15 protein-coding genes are annotated in these 17684 nt (G+C 53.3%); 5 read left to right on the top strand and 10 right to left on the bottom strand.

The genetic code is table 11. The features are described from left to right. Nucleotides 1-90 precede the first annotated feature (90 nt). Both O3S68_RS09115 and O3S68_RS09110 read left to right on the top strand, forming a co-directional pair. Nucleotides 91-639, top strand: a complete 549-nt coding sequence (locus O3S68_RS09115; RefSeq protein WP_020457248.1) for a YcbK family protein — start codon at nucleotides 91-93, stop codon at nucleotides 637-639. Nucleotides 640-665: 26 nt separating this feature from the next. Then, complete coding sequence (locus tag O3S68_RS09110) at nucleotides 666-1313, top strand: MBL fold metallo-hydrolase (RefSeq protein ID WP_045506700.1); 648 nt, start codon at nucleotides 666-668, stop codon at nucleotides 1311-1313. A 45-nt stretch (nucleotides 1314-1358) separates the two neighbouring features. Here the strand turns inward: O3S68_RS09110 and O3S68_RS09105 are convergent, their stop codons facing one another. From O3S68_RS09105 to pncB, 4 genes are all read right to left on the bottom strand, one after another. After that, on the bottom strand, nucleotides 1359-2549 hold the full coding sequence (locus tag O3S68_RS09105) for an amino acid aminotransferase (RefSeq protein ID WP_269231342.1): 1191 nt from the start codon (nucleotides 2547-2549) through the stop codon (nucleotides 1359-1361). Nucleotides 2550-2736: 187 nt separating this feature from the next. After that, entirely contained in the window at nucleotides 2737-3870 is a 1134-nt protein-coding gene (gene ompF, locus O3S68_RS09100) for a porin OmpF (RefSeq protein ID WP_269231341.1), read from the bottom strand. A 602-nt stretch (nucleotides 3871-4472) separates the two neighbouring features. Continuing rightward, complete coding sequence (gene asnS, locus O3S68_RS09095) at nucleotides 4473-5873, bottom strand: asparagine--tRNA ligase (protein WP_045506708.1); 1401 nt, start codon at nucleotides 5871-5873, stop codon at nucleotides 4473-4475. Nucleotides 5874-6032: 159 nt separating this feature from the next. Then, nucleotides 6033-7235 (bottom strand): nicotinate phosphoribosyltransferase, encoded by a 1203-nt coding sequence (pncB, locus tag O3S68_RS09090; protein ID WP_269231340.1) that lies wholly within the window; start codon nucleotides 7233-7235, stop codon nucleotides 6033-6035. A 263-nt stretch (nucleotides 7236-7498) separates the two neighbouring features. Between pncB and pepN the strand changes: the two genes are divergently transcribed. Then, nucleotides 7499-10111 (top strand): aminopeptidase N, encoded by a 2613-nt coding sequence (pepN, locus tag O3S68_RS09085; protein ID WP_269231339.1) that lies wholly within the window; start codon nucleotides 7499-7501, stop codon nucleotides 10109-10111. 205 nt (nucleotides 10112-10316) lie between these two features. Here the strand turns inward: pepN and ssuB are convergent, their stop codons facing one another. Genes ssuB through ssuE form a run of 5 tightly spaced genes read right to left on the bottom strand, consistent with a single transcriptional unit; the run spans nucleotide 10317 to nucleotide 14567 of the window. Beyond that, entirely contained in the window at nucleotides 10317-11093 is a 777-nt protein-coding gene (gene ssuB / locus O3S68_RS09080; RefSeq protein WP_269231338.1) for an aliphatic sulfonates ABC transporter ATP-binding protein, read from the bottom strand. Continuing rightward, nucleotides 11090-11878 (bottom strand): aliphatic sulfonate ABC transporter permease SsuC, encoded by a 789-nt coding sequence (gene ssuC / locus O3S68_RS09075; RefSeq protein ID WP_269231337.1) that lies wholly within the window; start codon nucleotides 11876-11878, stop codon nucleotides 11090-11092. The genes ssuB and ssuC overlap by 4 nt, the downstream gene beginning before the upstream one ends. A gap of 7 nt (nucleotides 11879-11885) precedes the next feature. Beyond that, entirely contained in the window at nucleotides 11886-13031 is a 1146-nt protein-coding gene (gene ssuD / locus O3S68_RS09070) for an FMNH2-dependent alkanesulfonate monooxygenase (RefSeq protein WP_269231336.1), read from the bottom strand. Next, complete coding sequence (locus O3S68_RS09065) at nucleotides 13028-13999, bottom strand: sulfonate ABC transporter substrate-binding protein (RefSeq protein WP_269231335.1); 972 nt, start codon at nucleotides 13997-13999, stop codon at nucleotides 13028-13030. The genes ssuD and O3S68_RS09065 overlap by 4 nt, the downstream gene beginning before the upstream one ends. Next, on the bottom strand, nucleotides 13992-14567 hold the full coding sequence (gene ssuE, locus O3S68_RS09060) for an NADPH-dependent FMN reductase (protein WP_020457259.1): 576 nt from the start codon (nucleotides 14565-14567) through the stop codon (nucleotides 13992-13994). The genes O3S68_RS09065 and ssuE overlap by 8 nt, the downstream gene beginning before the upstream one ends. A 247-nt stretch (nucleotides 14568-14814) precedes the next feature. Between ssuE and pyrD the strand changes: the two genes are divergently transcribed. Both pyrD and zapC read left to right on the top strand, forming a co-directional pair. Next, nucleotides 14815-15825, top strand: coding sequence for a quinone-dependent dihydroorotate dehydrogenase (gene pyrD, locus O3S68_RS09055; RefSeq protein WP_269231334.1), 1011 nt, complete (start codon nucleotides 14815-14817; stop codon nucleotides 15823-15825). A gap of 168 nt (nucleotides 15826-15993) precedes the next feature. Further along, complete coding sequence (gene zapC / locus O3S68_RS09050; RefSeq protein ID WP_020457261.1) at nucleotides 15994-16536, top strand: cell division protein ZapC; 543 nt, start codon at nucleotides 15994-15996, stop codon at nucleotides 16534-16536. Here zapC and O3S68_RS09045 read toward each other — a convergent pair. Continuing rightward, nucleotides 16533-17642: a YcbX family protein gene (locus O3S68_RS09045; protein WP_269231333.1), complete on the bottom strand. Its 1110-nt coding sequence runs from the start codon at nucleotides 17640-17642 to the stop codon at nucleotides 16533-16535. The genes zapC and O3S68_RS09045 overlap by 4 nt on opposite strands. Between the last annotated feature and the right edge of the window lie 42 nt (nucleotides 17643-17684).

Raw genomic sequence — 17684 nt, 5'->3', positions numbered from 1 at the left:
GTGGCGTTTGTTGCCCGGTAAGGTGCCTCTCGTGCGCTATACGAGTGCATAAATTTTGTTCAACATTGCTTATCTGTAGAATTTATTATCATGGATAAATTTGACGCTAATCGCCGCAAACTGCTGGCGTTGGGTGGGGTCGCACTCGGTGCTGCCATCTTACCAACACCGGCTTTTGCCACCCTTTCCACGCCGCGCCCGCGTATTTTGACGCTGAATAATCTGAATACCGGTGAATCTATTAAAGCTGAGTTTTTCGATGGCAGGGGCTATATTCAGGATGAATTAGCAAAACTTAATCATTTTTTCCGTGATTACCGCGCGAATAAAATCAAAACCATCGACCCTCGTTTGTTCGACCATCTTTTCCGTTTGCAAGGGCTGCTGGGAACACGCAAGCCAGTGCAACTGATCTCCGGTTACCGTTCTGTTGATACCAACAATGAACTACGCGCACACAGCCGCGGTGTGGCGAAACAGAGTTATCACACCAAAGGTCAGGCCATGGATTTCCATATTGAAGGGATTTCGCTGAGTAATATTCGCAAAGCCGCGTTATCTCTGCGCGCGGGTGGTGTAGGATACTACCCCAGCAGCAACTTTGTGCATATTGATACCGGGCCGGTAAGGCACTGGTAAAACTCAGGCTGAGCTACAGGAGCAGTATGAACTATCGTATTATTCCGGTTACCGCGTTCTCCCAGAATTGTTCGCTTATCTGGTGTGAGCAGACCCAACTTGCCGCCGTGGTCGATCCCGGCGGTGACGCCGAACGGATTATTCAGGAAGTGGACGCTTCAGGCGTGACGCTGACGCAGATCCTGCTTACGCATGGTCACCTTGATCATGTTGGTGCCGCAGCCGAACTGGCGCAGCATTATGGTGTGCCGATTATCGGCCCGGAAAAAGAAGATGAGTTCTGGCTGCAAGGCCTGCCGGCACAAAGCCGGATGTTTGGCCTGGAGGAGTGCCAGCCGCTGACGCCCGATCGTTGGTTAAATGAAGGCGACAGCGTAACGGTGGGTAAAATAACGCTGCAGGTATTGCACTGTCCTGGTCATACGCCGGGGCACATTGTGTTCTTTGATGCACAATCTCGTTTGCTGATTTCCGGCGATGTGATTTTTAAAGGCGGCGTAGGGCGCAGCGATTTCCCGAAGGGCAACCATGGGCAATTGATTGATTCCATCAAGCGCAAATTGTTGCCGCTGGGTGATGATGTTACTTTCCTTCCCGGACATGGTCCGATGTCTACGCTGGGAAATGAGCGGTTGCACAATCCGTTCCTGCAAGATGAATTACCGGTCTGGTAAATAAAAAAGGGTCGCTTCGGCGACCCTTTTTGTTGCTGCTGTAACTTACAGTACGGCAACGATAGCTTCGCACAGCGGCGACATATTATCCGGCGTCATGCCCGCGACGTTAATGCGCCCTGAAGCAACCGCGTAGATACCAAACTCTTCACGCAAGCGCAGCACCTGCTCTTTGCTCAGGCCGCTGAACGAGAACATACCGTTCTGTCTGGTAATAAAGCTGAAATCGCGGTTAGCCCCTTTCTCCTGCAAGGTATTAACAAACAGCAGGCGCATACGCTGAATGCGCTGGCGCATGTCTGTTAACTCTTGCTCCCAAATGGCACGCAGAGCCTCGTTACTGAGAATGGTTGCAACCACGGAAGCGCCGTGTGCTGGCGGGTTAGAGTAGTTGGCACGGATAACAGCTTTCATCTGGCTGAATGCGCGATCGGCGCTTTCCGCGTCTGCGCTCACCAATGTGCAGGCACCGACGCGTTCATTGTACAGACCAAAGTTTTTCGAGAACGAACTGGCAACCAGCAGCTCTTTATGCAGCGCAGCAAATGCGCGTAATCCTTCAGCATCTTCTTCGAGGCCGCGAGCAAAGCCCTGATAAGCGAAGTCGAACAGTGGCAGCCAGCCTTTTTCAACGGACAGCTTCGCCAGTGTTTCCCACTGTTCCAGCGTTGGATCGATACCAGTCGGGTTATGGCAGCAACCGTGGAACAGCACCACATCGCCTGCCTGGGCATTGTTCAGGCTTGCCAGTAGACCCTCGAAGTCCAGCGCATGATTTTGCGCGTCGTAATAAGCGTATTCACACACTTCCAACCCGGCGGAGTTAAATACGCCTTTGTGGTTCGGCCAGCTCGGGTTGCTCACCCAGACACGTTTTGCGGAGGTGTTTTTAGCGAGAAAATCTGCCGCCACACGCAGGCCACCCGTACCGCCAGGCGTTTGCGCGGTGCGCGCACGTTTGTCATTGATAATCGCGCTGCCTTTGCCGAACAGCAGTTCCTGCGTGCAACGGCCAAACTCAGGAATACCGTCGATACCGAGGTAGTTCTTGGTGGTTTCATTTTCCAGCAGATAAAGCTCGGCTTTTTTAACGCTGGTCAGCACCGGGGTCTTGCCGGTTTCATCTTTATAGACACCGATGCCTAAGTTGATTTTATTGGGGCGTTCATCGGCGCGAAACAGATCGGCCAGACCCAGAATAGGGTCGGCAGGTGCGGCGGTTATATTCTCAAACATGACGAGGTTCCATTTTGATGACAGAAGGGAGATCCGCTATCAGGTTAACGGCTGACACAGGAATTGCCAACCGTTTGCGATAAAAAGCGCGATGCTTTTCAAAACTCATCGTAATTTATCTTACAGGCATAAAAAAACAGGGCCAAAGGCCCTGTTTAATATGCATATAACAGTCGAGGGTGACTGATTAGAACTGGTAAACGATACCTACTGCTACGGTGTCGTCAGAACCTACGCCCAGTTTGTTGTCTTTATCAATCTGGTTGATGATGTAGTCAACATAGGTGGACATGTTTTTGTTGAAGTAGTAGGTAGCACCAACTTCAACATAGTTGATGTAATCTTCGCTACCGATACCTTCAACATCTTTCGCTTTAGATTTGTAATAAGCGATGGACGGACGCAGACCGAAGTCGAACTGGTACTGTGCAACGACGGAGAAGTCCTGAGTTTTGTTCAGGTAACCGTTAGAAGCAGAAGTGTCACCAGGCAGAGTTGTTTTCAGACGGGTCGCGTTGCGAGTTTCACCGTACAGTGCCGCCAGGTAGATGTTGTTAGCATCGTATTTGATACCGGTTGCCCACTGCTCAGCTTTATCGCCTGTTGTACCGTAAGTTGTCAGGGCCTGTTGAGTATTGGTACGATCCGCTGCGCCGTAAGCACCAACGATACCAAAGCCTTCAAAGTCATAGCTTACAGAAGTCGCCCAGCCGTCGCCGTTCGAACGAGTAATGTCACTCGCGTCATCAGTGATTTTTGTAGCGCGCTCGTTTTTACCCAGGTACTGAACGCCGAAGTTCAGACCATCAACCAAGCCGAAGAAGTTGTGGTTACGGTAAGTCGCCAGACCACCGTTACGGCCAGAGAAGAAGTTATCGCTGTTTCCGGTATCACCACCGAATTCTGGCAGCATATCGGTTACGCCGATTGCGTCGTATACCAGACCGTAGTTACGACCGTAGTCGAAAGAACCGAAATCGCCGAATTTCAGACCAGCAAATGCCAGACGAGTTTTGTTACCGCTTTGAGCATCGGTACCACCTTCAGAGTTGTTACCCTGGAAGTTGTACTCCCACTGGCCGTAACCGGTCAGTTGGTCGTTGATTTTGGTTTCGCCTTTAAAACCCAGGCGTGCATAAGTCTGGTCGCCATTACCAGCGTAGCTGTTAGCACCGTTGTCTTTAGAGAAGTAGTGCAGACCTACAGCTTTACCGTAGATGTCTACTTTGTTGCCGTCTTTGTTGTAGATTTCTGCAGCGTTAGCTGCACCGGCTGCCAGCAGAGCAGGGATAACCACTGCCAGAATATTGCGCTTCATCATTATTTATTACCCTCATTGGTTTTTTTGAACACCTGCCACTGCCGCCAATAAATTCCGTCAAAAAAAATTTACGGAACTATTGATGAGAGTTTGGTGTCTTTCTGTGTCTGAAAGGCATCTTTCCAAACATAACAACGTTTCGCTACCCTGAAAGTGCTACAACTGTCTTAAAGCAGTAACAAAAAGAAATATTGTGTAAGATTTTGTGTATTTTGAGGAACTTTGTGAACCATCTCAAAGTTCAGCATCGGGTGCTGGTTTAATGAGCGATATCATTGCTATTTATATGAATTACTTATATTTAATTAAGCTAAAGGCTTTTCTTATCCGCGAAACGCGCGTGTCGTGTTTTTTCTTATAACGGCATTTAGCCATCCAGATTGCTGTGCGTATTTTAACCAAAAGTGCTAATTAACAGGCTGACATATTCCGCAATAAACGGTTTGGGGGATTTATGTACAGAAGTTTTTCAGGTGTAAGAAAGCGCAAAGAAGGGTAAAAAACGCGGCGGGGATTGGTGGATACACTCGTGAACTGTTAATAAAAGTTGACGGGCGTCACATAAATGAACAAGGCCAGCGATAACGCTGGCCTTGAGAACATTAGAATGTTGCGGAGCGCGGAGTTCGCGGGAAAGGGATCACATCACGCACGTTCTGTACGCCGGTTACATAAGCTATCAGGCGTTCAAAACCCAGACCGAAGCCGGAGTGCGGTACAGTGCCGTAACGGCGCAGATCGCGATACCACCAGTAATCTTCTTTATTCAGTCCCATTTCTGCCATACGGGCATCCAGGACATCAAGACGCTCTTCACGCTGCGAACCGCCGATGATTTCACCGATACCCGGCGCGAGCACATCCATCGCCGCCACGGTTTTACCATCTTCGTTAAGACGCATATAGAACGCTTTAATATCTTTCGGGTAGTTTTTCACCACCACCGGTGCTTTGAAGTGTTTCTCGGCCAGGTAACGTTCATGTTCAGAAGCCAGGTCAACGCCCCAGTACACCGGGTTCTCGAACTTCTCACCGCATTTTTCGAGAATGGCGACCGCATCGGTGTAATCAACCTGAGCGAAATCTGCCGCGATGAAACGCTCCAGACGGCCAATCGCGTCTTTGTCCACGCGCTCTTCAAAGAATTTCAGGTCGTCCAGACGCTCTTCCAGCACCGCTTTAAAGGCGTATTTCAGCATCGCTTCAGCCAGACGGGCGTTATCGTCGAGATCGGCGAAAGCGATTTCTGGTTCCAGCATCCAGAATTCAGCCAGGTGACGGCTGGTGTTGGAGTTCTCCGCGCGGAACGTCGGGCCGAAGGTATAAACCTTGGACAGGGCACAGGCATAGGTTTCCGCATTCAACTGGCCGGAAACGGTCAGGAAAGCTTCTTTACCAAAGAAATCTTTATCAAAATCGACTTTGCCTTCCGCAGTACGCGGCAGGTTTTCCATATCCAGCGTGGAGACACGGAACATTTCGCCTGCGCCTTCGGTATCCGACGCGGTAATAAGCGGCGCAGATACCCAGAAGAAACCTTGTTCGTCGAAGAAACGATGCAGCGCCTGCGCCAGCGTGTGGCGAACGCGCGCAACCGCGCCAATCAGGTTAGTGCGCGGGCGCAGGTGAGCAACTTCACGCAGATATTCGATACTGTGGCGCTTTGCCGCCATCGGGTAGGTATCCGGATCTTCAACCCAGCCGGTGACGTCGACAGAGGTCGCCTGAATTTCCAGACTCTGGCCTTCGCCCGGTGACGCCACGACTTTGCCGGTGACGATAACGGAGCAACCGGTGGTCAGACGCAGCACTTCGTCATGGTAATTGGGCAGAGAATTATTAATAACGGCCTGTACAGGATTAAAGCAGGAGCCGTCATAAACGGCGAGGAAGGAGATACCAGCTTTAGAATCTCGGCGGGTGCGTACCCATCCGCGTACGGTGACTTCACTGTCAACGGCCACGCGGCTATGGAATACGTCGGCTACAGGCACAACGCTCATAATATTCTCTCTGTTAATAGTCGGAAAAAATAAACACTTGTCCGCCCGATTAGGGGGGATATCTATGTTACCTGGCGTACGCCATCAGACAAGCAGAATTCGCAGGAACAATTAATAAATTATTGGCAAAAAAGAAGGGAGCTCCCAGGCTCCCAGCTATTAACTGGCTTTTTTGACCTGCGGCAGGTCAAACGCTTCGCGTAAGGCGCGAACAAACGCCTTGTCATGGCAGATAGTTTTCCCGGGGCTGTCGGATAATTTTGCTACCGGTTTTCCGTTGCACTCAACGAGCTTAATAACAATATTCAGCGGTTTTACGCCGGGAATATCACATGTCAGGCGCGTTCCGATACCAAAGCCCAGCTTGACGCGATCGGCAAAATGGCAATAGAGATCCAGCGCTTTGTTCAGATCGAGATTATCCGAGAATATTAGCGTCTTCGACAGAGGATCGATGCCGAGTTTTTCATAGTGGGAAATCGCTTTTTCGCCCCATTCCACCGGATCGCCAGAATCATGGCGCAGACCCTGGTAACGGGTTGCGAATTCCGGACCGAAGTCACGTAAAAACGCATCCATCGTAATGCAGTCTGTTAACGCAATCCCCAGTTGGTTTGGATACTCCTCAAGCCAGGCCGCGAGTGCCGCGCGCTGGCTGGTGGCCAAATCGGGGCTGATCTGTTGGTGTGCCTGGAACCACTCATGCGCCTGGGTGCCCATGGGGGTCAGCGACAGCCGGCGGGCCAGGTCATAATTACTGGTGCCAATAAACCAGGGTTCTTGTTGCAACCGTTCGACTATCGCTTGTTGCACATCGCGGGAGAAACGGCGGCGCGTACCGAAATCCATCAGACGGAAACCGGACATATCTACCTGCGCGGTGCGCGCAGCGAAATCCGCCAGTTTCTCTTCCAGATGCAGCAGAGCCTGCTGCACGCCAGTCTGTGGCGAACGGCAGCGGTGAACCACTTCACTGATCACTGCCAGCAGCGGTACTTCCCACATGATCACTTCGCGCCACGGGCCGGAAAGGCTGATATGCAGCTTGCCGTTGTCGTTAGTAATCGTGACCTGGCGCGGGTCATAACGAAAATGACGTAGCCAGTTAAGGTAATCAGGCTGAAAGAAGGGGAGGCCGGACAGCCACAGATACTCGTCATCGTGCAGACGCAACGATTGCATCGCGTCGACCTGTTCGCGAATCGCATCTGCGTAGATACCGAGCAGGTCATCGCCGCGACAGCGGAATTCAGCCGACACATGCACGTCATAATAGTGGTGAAACACCGCTTGCTGCATGTGCAGCTTGTAAGCGTCGGTATCCAGCAGCGTTTGCAGACCTGAGAAAGCGAGTTGAGTCATGGTGCGCAGTAGCATCCTCTTACAGGAGCGTTTAGTACAATAAACAAAGCAGAATGTCGCTGGAGTATACCTTGTTTACCTGGTTATTGAACCCTGATCACACCATAAGGCGTTGAATGGGTCGATGGCATTTCGTGCCGACTGTTATAAAAATGTAGCAGACAGAGCTTTTCCCTCTGAAAAGATGAAGATTCTGCGTGGCGCGTTTGCGGCAACCGGAATAGACTGGAGTCGTAACCAACAGAAGATGCTAAAGGTTTTTTATGACACAACAGCCACAAGCCAAATACCGTCACGACTACCGTGCGCCGGACTACCTGATTAGCGATATTGACTTGACCTTTGACCTTGACGCCGCCAAAACCGTCGTCACTGCGCTGAGCAAAGTGTCACGCCATAGCGCCTCTGCTGTGCCGCTGCGCCTGGATGGCGGCGAGCTGACCCTGATTTCCATTCATGTAAATGATGAGCCCTGGACCAACTATAAAGAAGAAGGCTCCCAACTGGTGATCGATGGTTTGCCAGAGCGTTTTACCTTGCGCATTGTGAATGAAATAAGCCCGGCCGCGAATACCGCGCTCGAAGGGCTGTACCAGTCCGGTGAAGCGCTGTGTACGCAGTGTGAAGCGGAAGGCTTCCGCCATATTACCTGGTACCTGGACCGCCCGGATGTGCTGGCGCGTTTTACCACCAAGCTGATTGCCGATAAAACCCGCTATCCGTTCCTGCTCTCTAACGGCAACCGCGTTGATCAGGGCGAACTGAAGAATGGTCGTCACTGGGTACAGTGGCAGGATCCGTTCCCGAAACCCTGCTATCTGTTTGCGCTGGTCGCCGGAGATTTCGACGTGCTGCGCGACACATTCACCACCCGTTCCGGGCGTGAAGTGGCGCTGGAGCTATATGTCGATCGCGGCAACCTCGATCGTGCACCGTGGGCGATGACCTCGCTGAAAAATTCTATGAAGTGGGACGAACAGCGTTTCGGCCTCGAATACGATCTCGACATCTATATGATTGTCGCTGTCGACTTCTTCAATATGGGTGCCATGGAAAACAAAGGGTTGAACATCTTCAACTCGAAATACGTGCTTGCCCGCACCGATACCGCTACCGATAAAGATTACCTTGATATCGAGCGCGTCATTGGTCACGAATACTTCCATAACTGGACCGGTAACCGCGTAACCTGCCGTGACTGGTTCCAGCTCAGCCTGAAAGAGGGCCTGACGGTGTTCCGCGATCAGGAGTTCAGCTCTGACCTGGGCTCCCGTGCGGTAAACCGCATTAATAATGTGCGCACCATGCGTGGTCTGCAGTTCGCCGAAGACGCCAGCCCGATGGCGCACCCGATCCGCCCGGATAAAGTTATTGAAATGAATAACTTCTATACCCTGACGGTGTATGAAAAGGGCGCGGAAGTTATTCGCATGATGCATACGCTGCTTGGCGAAGAGAATTTCCAGAAAGGGATGCAGCTCTATTTTGAGCGTCATGACGGTAGCGCGGCGACCTGCGACGATTTCGTGCAGGCCATGGAGGATGCGTCAAACATCGATCTGTCGCATTTCCGCCGCTGGTACAGCCAGGCCGGTACGCCAGTGGTGACGGTGCACGATGATTACAACCCGAACACTGAGCAATACACGTTGACCATCAGCCAGCGCACACCACCGACCGCCGAACAGCAAGACAAACTGCCGCTGCATATCCCGTTCGATATCGAACTTTACGATAACGAAGGTAAAGTGATCCCGTTGCAGAAAGACGGGCACCCGGTACATAACGTCCTGAACGTCACTCAGGCGGAACAGACCTTTATCTTTGATAACGTCTATTTCCAGCCGGTGCCGTCGCTGCTGCGTGAATTCTCTGCGCCGGTGAAGCTGGAATATAAATGGAGCGATCAGCAGCTGACCTTCCTGATGCGCCACGCCAGTAACGATTTCTCCCGCTGGGATGCGGCGCAAAGCCTGCTGGCTACACACATTAAACTGAACGTTGCGCGCCATCAGCAGGGCCAGGCGCTGTCGCTGCCACTGCATGTCGCGGATGCGTTTCGCGCGATCCTGCTGGACGAGACGATTGATCCTGCGCTTGCCGCAGAGATCCTGACGCTGCCGTCGGCAAATGAGATCGCCGAACTGTTTGAAACCATCGATCCTGTGGCCATCGCGGCGGTACGCGAAGCGCTGACGCGCACGCTTGCCACCGAACTTGCGGATGAGTGTCTGGCGGTGTACAACGCGCACAAACTCGATAGCTACCGCGTTGAACATGCGGATATCGGCAAACGCTCTTTGCGTAACACGTGCTTACGTTACCTGGCGTTTGGCGATGCGCAACTGGCAGACAAACTGGTGAGCCAGCAGTATCACGACGCAGATAATATGACGGATGCGCTGGCGGCGCTTTCGGCGGCGGTTGCCGCGCAACTGCCGTGCCGCGATGCGCTGATGCAGGAGTACGATGACAAATGGCATCACGACGGTCTGGTGATGGATAAATGGTTTATTCTGCAGGCCACCAGCCCGGCGAAAGATGTGCTGCAAACGGTGCGCAGCCTGTTGAAACACCGCTCGTTCACCCTCAGCAACCCGAACCGCATCCGCTCGCTGATTGGCGCTTTCGCCAGCAGCAACCTGGCAGCGTTCCATGCGCTGGATGGTAGCGGCTATCAGTTCCTGGCGGAAATGCTAACCGAGCTGAACAGCCGTAACCCGCAAGTGGCATCGCGTCTGATTGAGCCGCTGATCCGCCTGAAACGCTATGACGCTAAACGTCAGGCGATGATGCGTGCGGCGCTGGAGCAGTTAAAAGCGTTGCCGAACCTTTCCGGCGATCTGTACGAGAAAGTCAGCAAAGCGCTGGCGTAATAAAAATGCCGCCTTCACCGAAGGCGGCACTGTTTTCCCCGCAAAGGGCGCGCCGAAACCGTTATAAAGCCGCGTATACCAGTCCGTGATTTACCCCCGCCCACCTGGCTGAATTCAAACCGGTTGACGACTGCGCCGACAGAGCGTGGTTTTCAGTAAGCAATAAACCTTAACGGGCGCGACCTGTGCTGGTGACTACAGAACATTAAGCGTGACGAGTTTTTGGTAACGGAACGGTTTCCGACTCGCTGCGTTTCATCACCCGATTCAACACTTCCGCTTCCAGTTCTGCCAGTCTCACCGAACCCAGGCGGCGCGGATGCGGCAAATCGATGGCCAGGTCCAGCCCGATTTTTCCCTCTTCTATTAACAGGACGCGATCCGCCATCGCCACCGCTTCGCTGACATCATGCGTCACCAGTACCACGGTGAAACCGTGTGTCTGCCACAGCTCCATAATCAGTGCCTGCATCTCCAGACGGGTTAACGCATCCAGCGCACCCAGGGGTTCGTCGAGCAGCAGCAAACCCGGTTGATGTACCAGCGCCCGCGCCAGCGCGACCCGCTGTTTCTGCCCGCCGGACAACGCTGCTGGCCACTCGCTGGCTCGCTGTTCCAGCCCGACCGCGCGTAACGCATCCTGTGCGGCTTCCCGCCAGCGGCCTTTCAACCCTAAACCAACATTATCTATCACAGACTTCCATGGCAGCAGCCGGGCATCCTGAAACATCATCCGCGTGTCATTTTGAATATTCGCCAGCGGTGTATTGCCCGCTAACAGCTCTCCGGCATTGGCGGTTTCCAGCCCGGCCAGCAGGCGCAGCAATGTGCTTTTGCCTCCGCCGCTGCGGCCTACCACGGCGACAAACTGCCCGGCGGCAATATGCAGATCCAGGCCGCTGAGCACGGTGTTATCGCCGTAACGTTTACTCACGCCGTTTAATAACAACGGGATCCCCTGAGTGAGTCGCGCCGTATTCATGCTGTTGCCTCCTTCACGTGATAAGCGGGATGCCAGCGCAGCCACAGGCGCTCCAGCAATTGCGCACTCACATCGGCCAGTTTGCCGAGCAGGGCATAGAGAATAATGGCTACCACCACAACATCCGTTTGCAGAAACTCTCTGGCGTTCATCGCCAGGTAGCCAATTCCAGCGTTGGCGGAAATTGTCTCGGCAACAATCAGTGTCAGCCACATCAGGCCGAGCGCAAAGCGTACCCCGACCATAATCGACGGCAGCGCGCCGGGCAGGATCACATGAACAAAGAGCGCAAAACCGGACAAACCGTAGCTGCGCGCCATCTCCAGCAATCCCCGGTCGATATTACGAATGCCGTGCCAGGTATTGATATAAATGGGGAACAACGTGCCGAGCGCGACAAGAAAAATTTTCGCGCTCTCATCGATACCAAACCACAAGATAACCAGTGGGATCAGCGCCAGATGCGGCACATTGCGCAACATCTGGATGGAGGTATCCAGCAGACGTTCTCCCCAGCGCGACAACCCGCTAACCAACCCCAGTGTGAGACCAATAGTGCCGCCAATCGAGAAACCAATTACCGCGCGCCAGGAGCTGATCGCCAGGTGTTGCCACAATTCACCGCTCACGCTTAATGTCCAGAATGCTTCCAGCACGCCTTCCGGTGAGGGAAGGATGCGCGTGGAGAGCAAACCGGTGGAGGAGGCGATTTGCCACACCACCACAATCCCCGCCGGCAGTAGCCAGGGGGCAATGTGCAGGAGCCATTTCTTTTCTGCCGCCATAATTGCCTCAGCTTTGCGCCACTTTTCGGGGAATAAACTCGTTCGCCACCGTTTCGCCCTGCAACTGCAACGGTTGTGGCTGCGGAATTTGCGGCACCGCGACATCCAGGTGCGGGAACAGCAGTTCGCCGACGCGATATGCCTCTTCCAGGTGCGGATAGCCGGAAAGAATAAAGCTGTCGATACCAAGCTCAGCGTATTCATTGATTCTTGCCGCGACGGTCGGACCATCGCCCACCAGCGCGGTTCCCGCGCCACCGCGTACCAACCCAACGCCAGCCCACAGGTTGGGGCTGATCTCCAGTTGATCGCGCTTGCCGCCATGAAGCGCCGCCATCCGCTGTTGACCTACGGAATCCTGGCGAGAGAAGGCGGCCTGCGCTTTAGCAATCGTGGCATCATCCAGATGGGCGATCAGGTTATTCGCTGCCTGCCAGGCTTCGGCATTCGTTTCCCGGACAATCACATGCAGCCGAATACCGAAGCGCACTTTACGCCCGTGGGCTGCGGCTTTGGCGCGCACCTGTTCAATTTTTTCTTTTACCTGCGCCGGCGGCTCGCCCCATGTCAGATAGAGGTCAACCTGCTCAGCGGCCAGATCCTGCGCCACATCGGACGATCCACCGAAATAGAGCGGCGGTCGCGGTTGCTGCACCGGCGGGAAAAAGAGTTTCGCGCCGCGTACATGAATATGTTTGCCCTCGAAGTCTACAGTGTCGCCTTCCAGCAGACGACACCAGACGTGAGTAAACTCCGCGGAGGCTTCATAACGCTGCGTATGATCGAGAAATACGCCGTCTCCGGCCAGTTCCTGCGGATCGCTGCCGGTTACCAGGTTAAACAGCGCACGTCCATTTGATAGCCTGTCCAGCGTCGCCGCCTGGCGTGCAGCAACGGTCGGCGACGTGACGCTGGGACGCAGGGCGACAAGAAACTTCAACCGCTGCGTTACCGGGACAAGTGAGGCGGCGACCAGCCACGCATCTTCACAGGAGCGTCCGGTCGGGATCAGCACCCCGCTGAACCCTAAACGATCCGCCGCCTGAGCGACTTGTTGTAAATAAGCATGATCTACCGGGCGCGAGCCGTGGTCCGTCCCTAAGTAGTGACCATCGCCGTGGGTGGGTAAAAACCAGAACAGATTTAAGCTCATGATTTGGCTCCTTGTTTGGCCGGTTGCCAGATACGGGTGCGAATATCGACTTTTTTCGGTAGCAACCGGTTCTCATAAAAGAGATCGGCCGTTTGCTGTTGCAGTGCGGCGGTGGTGTCATCGACCGGTGAGATTTTGGTCGGTGGACGGTGATCGAAATAGCTGGCAATCACCGGCTGGGGCAGCCCCAGCGTTTTGGCAAACAGTGTGATGCTTTCGTCACGCTGGCTAATGGTTAACGCATCGGCTTCGCTAAAGGTATTCAGAACGCCCTGAATAAATGCACCGTTTTTTTCCGCATAGGGACGCGAAGCTAAATAGAAGGAGCCAGTCTGTTTCAGCGTGGTGCCGTCTTTCAGTACCCGCACGCCACCCTGCAGCAGCGCCGCCGAGTAGTAAGGATCCCAGATGGCCCATGCATCAACGTTACCTTGCTGGAACGCGGCGCGCGCATCCGCAGGTGTCAGAAACACCGGCTGAATATCGCTGAATTTCAGCCCGGCCTGTTGCAGTGCGCGCAGCAGTAAATTGTGTGAACTGGAACCTTTCTGGAAAGCGACTTTATGCCCTTTCAAATCGGCAACCGTTTTAATCGGACTGTTTTGTGCAACAAGGATCACTTCTGCTTTCGGCTTTGGTGGCTCAACGCCGACATACAAAAGATCCGCCCCCGCGGCTTGCGCAAAAATTGGCGGAATGTCGCCCGTGCTGCCGAGATCGATACTGCCAATATTCAGTGCTTCCAGCATTTGCGGGCCTGCCGGGAATTCCGTCCAGGTGATTTTGGTGTTCGGGTAGCGTTTTTCCAGCAGTTCATGGCTTTTTGCCAGCACCATGCTGACGCTGCCTTTCTGGTAACCAATACGCAAACTTTCCGGTGCCGGTTCGGCGGCCTGCGTCCAGGCGGAAAGCGTCAGTAAACCGCTTAACGCCAGCCATTGCGCGCGATTTTTAAACAGATTAAACATGCGCGACTCCTTGCGGCAGGTGGAAATCCGGCGCCTGGATATCCCGGCGGTGCAGCGCTTGCCAGAAAGTTTCCAGCGCCTTATCCAGTCGGGTTTGCAGATTGGGCGTCAGGCTGGGCTTATGCTGGTAATCCAGCACCTGGCTATCATCGGCGAAGACGCCATGCAGGATCTCTTGCGCTTTCAGTGCGCTGAGCACCGGCTTCAGGGCGTAATCCACCGCCAGCATATGCGCCACGGTGCCGCCAGTGGCCAGCGGTAACACCACTTTGCCTTCCAGCGCCCGTTCGGGCAGCAGATCGAGTAGCGTTTTCAGGGCGCCGGAGTAAGCCGCTTTATAAATAGGTGTCGCGACGATTAACCCGTCGGCCTCGTTGAGTTGCCCAATAAATGTTTGTAACGCGGGGCTATCAAAGCGGGCATAGAGGAGATCCTCCGGCGCGAAATTTTGCAAATGCCAGTGACACACTTCGATATCCTGCGCATTCAGGCGCTCGCGGGCATACTCCAGCAACGCGCTGGAGCGGGAGGGAAAGCGCGGGCTTCCGGCCAGGGTGACAACTCTCATAATCGCTCCTTATAACCAATTGTTTGCTTTTAGATAACATTCATAACAATTAAGGGCAGTGTGGCAGAGTCGATTTATTCCACTAAATGATTTATTCGATGAAAATATGCTGAAATTTGCATAAAGGAGAGAGGTAAGAGAAAACGATTGCGTCGATTCGCCTTTTTTTGCCGCAGGTCAATTCCCTTTCGTCGGGTAATCACTGATAATACGCCCCCGGTTTGCAACCGGGAATCCAGGAGAGTTCATGTACTACCCCTTCGTTCGTAAAGCCCTTTTCCAGCTCGATCCAGAGCGCGCTCATGAATTAACGTTCCAGCAATTACGCCGTATTACCGGCACACCTTTCGAAGCCCTTGTACGTCAGCGTGTACCGGAGAAGCCGGTCAAATGCATGGGTCTGACCTTTAAGAACCCGTTGGGGTTAGCGGCCGGGCTGGATAAAAATGGTGAGTGCATTGATGCGCTGGGCGCGATGGGGTTTGGCGCCATCGAAATCGGTACCGTGACCCCACGCCCGCAGCCGGGTAATGACAAGCCGAGGATCTTCCGTCTGGTGGACGCCGAAGGGCTGATCAACCGTATGGGCTTTAATAATCTTGGCGTGGATAACCTGGTTGAGAACGTAAAAAAATCACACTTCGACGGTGTGTTGGGCATTAATATTGGTAAGAATAAAGACACGCCAGTCGAGCAGGGTAAAGATGACTATCTGATTTGTATGGAAAAAATCTATGCCTACGCCGGTTATATCGCCATTAATATTTCTTCGCCAAATACGCCCGGTTTGCGCACGCTACAATATGGCGAAGCGCTGGACGATCTGCTTACCGCAATTAAGAATAAGCAAAACGATCTGCAAAATGTGCATCATAAATATGTTCCGGTAGCCGTAAAGATCGCACCAGATCTTTCTGAAGAAGAATTGATCCAGGTGGCCGATAGTTTAGTTCGCCACAATATTGATGGTGTTATTGCCACTAATACTACGCTTGAAAGATCGCTGGTACAGGGAATGAAACATTGTGACGAAACGGGTGGGTTAAGTGGTCGTCCGTTGCAATTAAAAAGCACGGAAATTATTCGGCGGTTGTCGCAAGAATTAAACGGACGCTTGCCCATTATTGGTGTGGGCGGCATCGACTCGGTGATAGCGGCTCGCGAGAAAATCGCCGCCGGTTCGTCACTGGTGCAAATTTATTCGGGCTTTATTTTTAAAGGTCCACCGCTGATTAAAGAAATCGTTACCCATATCTAATCTTTTATCCCTTCCTGTACAACCAGGGCTTTATTTCCCGCCCTGGTTGTTTTATATTCCACCACTGTTGCTAATTTAAACATTTTAGTCTTTTATTATTTAGGTAATAAACGAGGCGGCAAACAGGATGAAAAAGCGACAGGATGTTTAGGGGAAGGGGAGAGGAAAATGCGAATTAAACCTGACGATAATTGGCGCTGGTATTTTGATGATGAGCATGATCGCATGATGCTCGATTTAGCCAATGGCATGTTATTTCGCTCTCGTTTTGCCCGTAAGATGCTGACGCCAGACGCTTTCTCACCGTCTGGTTTTTGCGTTGATGATGCTGCGCTCTATTTCTCCTTTGATGAAAAATGCCGCGATTTGCCGTTATCCCATGAGCAACGCGCTGAACTGGTGCTTAACGCGCTGGTAGCGATTCGCTTCCTCAAGCCGCAAATGCCGAAAAGCTGGCACTTCATGACGCATGATTCCCTGTGGACGCCTGTTACGGGCGAAGGCGCTTGCGTCTGGCTCAGCGATACGCAGGAGTGTGTGAATCTGCTGGTGGTTGAACCGGGTGACAATGCTGCGCTGTGTCTGCTGGCGCAACCCGGCGTGGTAATTGCCGGGCGCACTATGCAACTGGGCGACGCGATTAAAATTATGAACGATCGCCTCAAACCACAGTTACATACCAACGCAATTCAGTTCGAACAGGCGGTTTAAGCCTCCAGTCGCAGCGATGTTTTCGGCACACAGCTACAGCAGAGAATTGAACCATCCGGCGCAACCGCTGATTTCTTCAGCGCACTGACTTCACCTTCCACTAAGCGGATCCTGCAGCAACCGCAAATCCCGGCGCGGCACGAGTAGGGCACGCGAATCCCCTGATTTTCAAGCTGTTCAAGCAACACTTGTTGGTTATTGCCGCGAAATGTTTGACCTTGCCAGTTGATTTCTACCGTGCCTGCGGGTTGCACATCCTGTTCAACAGCTTCTTCGGCTTCGCCTGCGCCGTATATTTTCGCGGGCGCCGTTGCCAGCACGGCTACTTCATCGCCAACGCGGATCACTCCGCTATTACGGGCAATCAGGTTTTGGCCGAAATCGACGGTACCGTTGTCCTGCGCGGTGCGAAAACGCTGTAAGGTCGCGAGAGGCTCACCGGAGGGGTGTTTTTGCCCGCGCTCCGGGCTGACGGTGGTGAACACACACCGGCTGCACGGTTTCACGACGTCGAAAACCACCTCGCCAATACGCACCACTTTCCAGCTGTCCTCTTCCCACGGCTGCGCGCCCGTCACTACCAGGTTGGGGCGAAACTGCTCCATTTTCACGCTGGCCGGGCAACGGTTTTGTACATCACGCAGCGAGGCTTCGTTAGCCAGCAGATAGGGAAAACCATCGGCGAAAGATAACGGTACGTCATCGTGGTGTTTAACGCGGCGGGTTAATTCAGGTCCAACCCAGCGCAACTGCACCTCGCGCGAAAAAAAGCCGCTCAGCCAGCGATTAATCTCGTCGGGCGCGATTAGGGCAGTAAAGTGGTTTCCCCATACTTCCGTGGGCGCGGCGTCGGGCGCAAAATCGGCAAAGCGAATCACCGCGCTGCTGCCATCCGGTGCGGTCAGGTGCAAACCATCGGTTAACGGTGAGGGCGTAAAGCGCACCATCTGCGGATACTGTCGTGCGGTAATAAAAGTGCCATCGGGTTGCGTGACCATAAAAACACGGTCAAAAGCGAGGCCGCTGATATCGGCAAGTGCATGCGTCAGGCCAATACCACGCATGGATTTTACCGGATGAATAAAAAGACGTGAAAGCGTTGGCACGTCTTCCCCCTGTCTGATGAAAATTAGCCCTCAACTTTATGA

The organism is Kosakonia sp. SOY2 (genome assembly GCF_027109175.1).
Taxonomy (GTDB): Bacteria; Pseudomonadota; Gammaproteobacteria; order Enterobacterales; family Enterobacteriaceae; genus Kosakonia.
This window is presented reverse-complemented; position numbering and strand designations above follow the sequence as displayed.

Bases quoted from the DNA above. Each gene is read 5' to 3' on its own strand.
- O3S68_RS09115 (WP_020457248.1), top strand. From the start codon at position 91: ATGGATAAATTTGACGCTAATCGCCGCAAACTGCTGGCGTTGGGTGGG.
- O3S68_RS09110 (WP_045506700.1), top strand. From the start codon at position 666: ATGAACTATCGTATTATTCCGGTTACCGCGTTCTCCCAGAATTGTTCG.
- O3S68_RS09105 (WP_269231342.1), bottom strand. From the start codon at position 2,549: ATGTTTGAGAATATAACCGCCGCACCTGCCGACCCTATTCTGGGTCTG.
- ompF (WP_269231341.1), bottom strand. From the start codon at position 3,870: ATGATGAAGCGCAATATTCTGGCAGTGGTTATCCCTGCTCTGCTGGCA.
- asnS (WP_045506708.1), bottom strand. From the start codon at position 5,873: ATGAGCGTTGTGCCTGTAGCCGACGTATTCCATAGCCGCGTGGCCGTT.
- pncB (WP_269231340.1), bottom strand. From the start codon at position 7,235: ATGACTCAACTCGCTTTCTCAGGTCTGCAAACGCTGCTGGATACCGAC.
- pepN (WP_269231339.1), top strand. From the start codon at position 7,499: ATGACACAACAGCCACAAGCCAAATACCGTCACGACTACCGTGCGCCG.
- ssuB (WP_269231338.1), bottom strand. From the start codon at position 11,093: ATGAATACGGCGCGACTCACTCAGGGGATCCCGTTGTTATTAAACGGC.
- ssuC (WP_269231337.1), bottom strand. From the start codon at position 11,878: ATGGCGGCAGAAAAGAAATGGCTCCTGCACATTGCCCCCTGGCTACTG.
- ssuD (WP_269231336.1), bottom strand. From the start codon at position 13,031: ATGAGCTTAAATCTGTTCTGGTTTTTACCCACCCACGGCGATGGTCAC.
- O3S68_RS09065 (WP_269231335.1), bottom strand. From the start codon at position 13,999: ATGTTTAATCTGTTTAAAAATCGCGCGCAATGGCTGGCGTTAAGCGGT.
- ssuE (WP_020457259.1), bottom strand. From the start codon at position 14,567: ATGAGAGTTGTCACCCTGGCCGGAAGCCCGCGCTTTCCCTCCCGCTCC.
- pyrD (WP_269231334.1), top strand. From the start codon at position 14,815: ATGTACTACCCCTTCGTTCGTAAAGCCCTTTTCCAGCTCGATCCAGAG.
- zapC (WP_020457261.1), top strand. From the start codon at position 15,994: ATGCGAATTAAACCTGACGATAATTGGCGCTGGTATTTTGATGATGAG.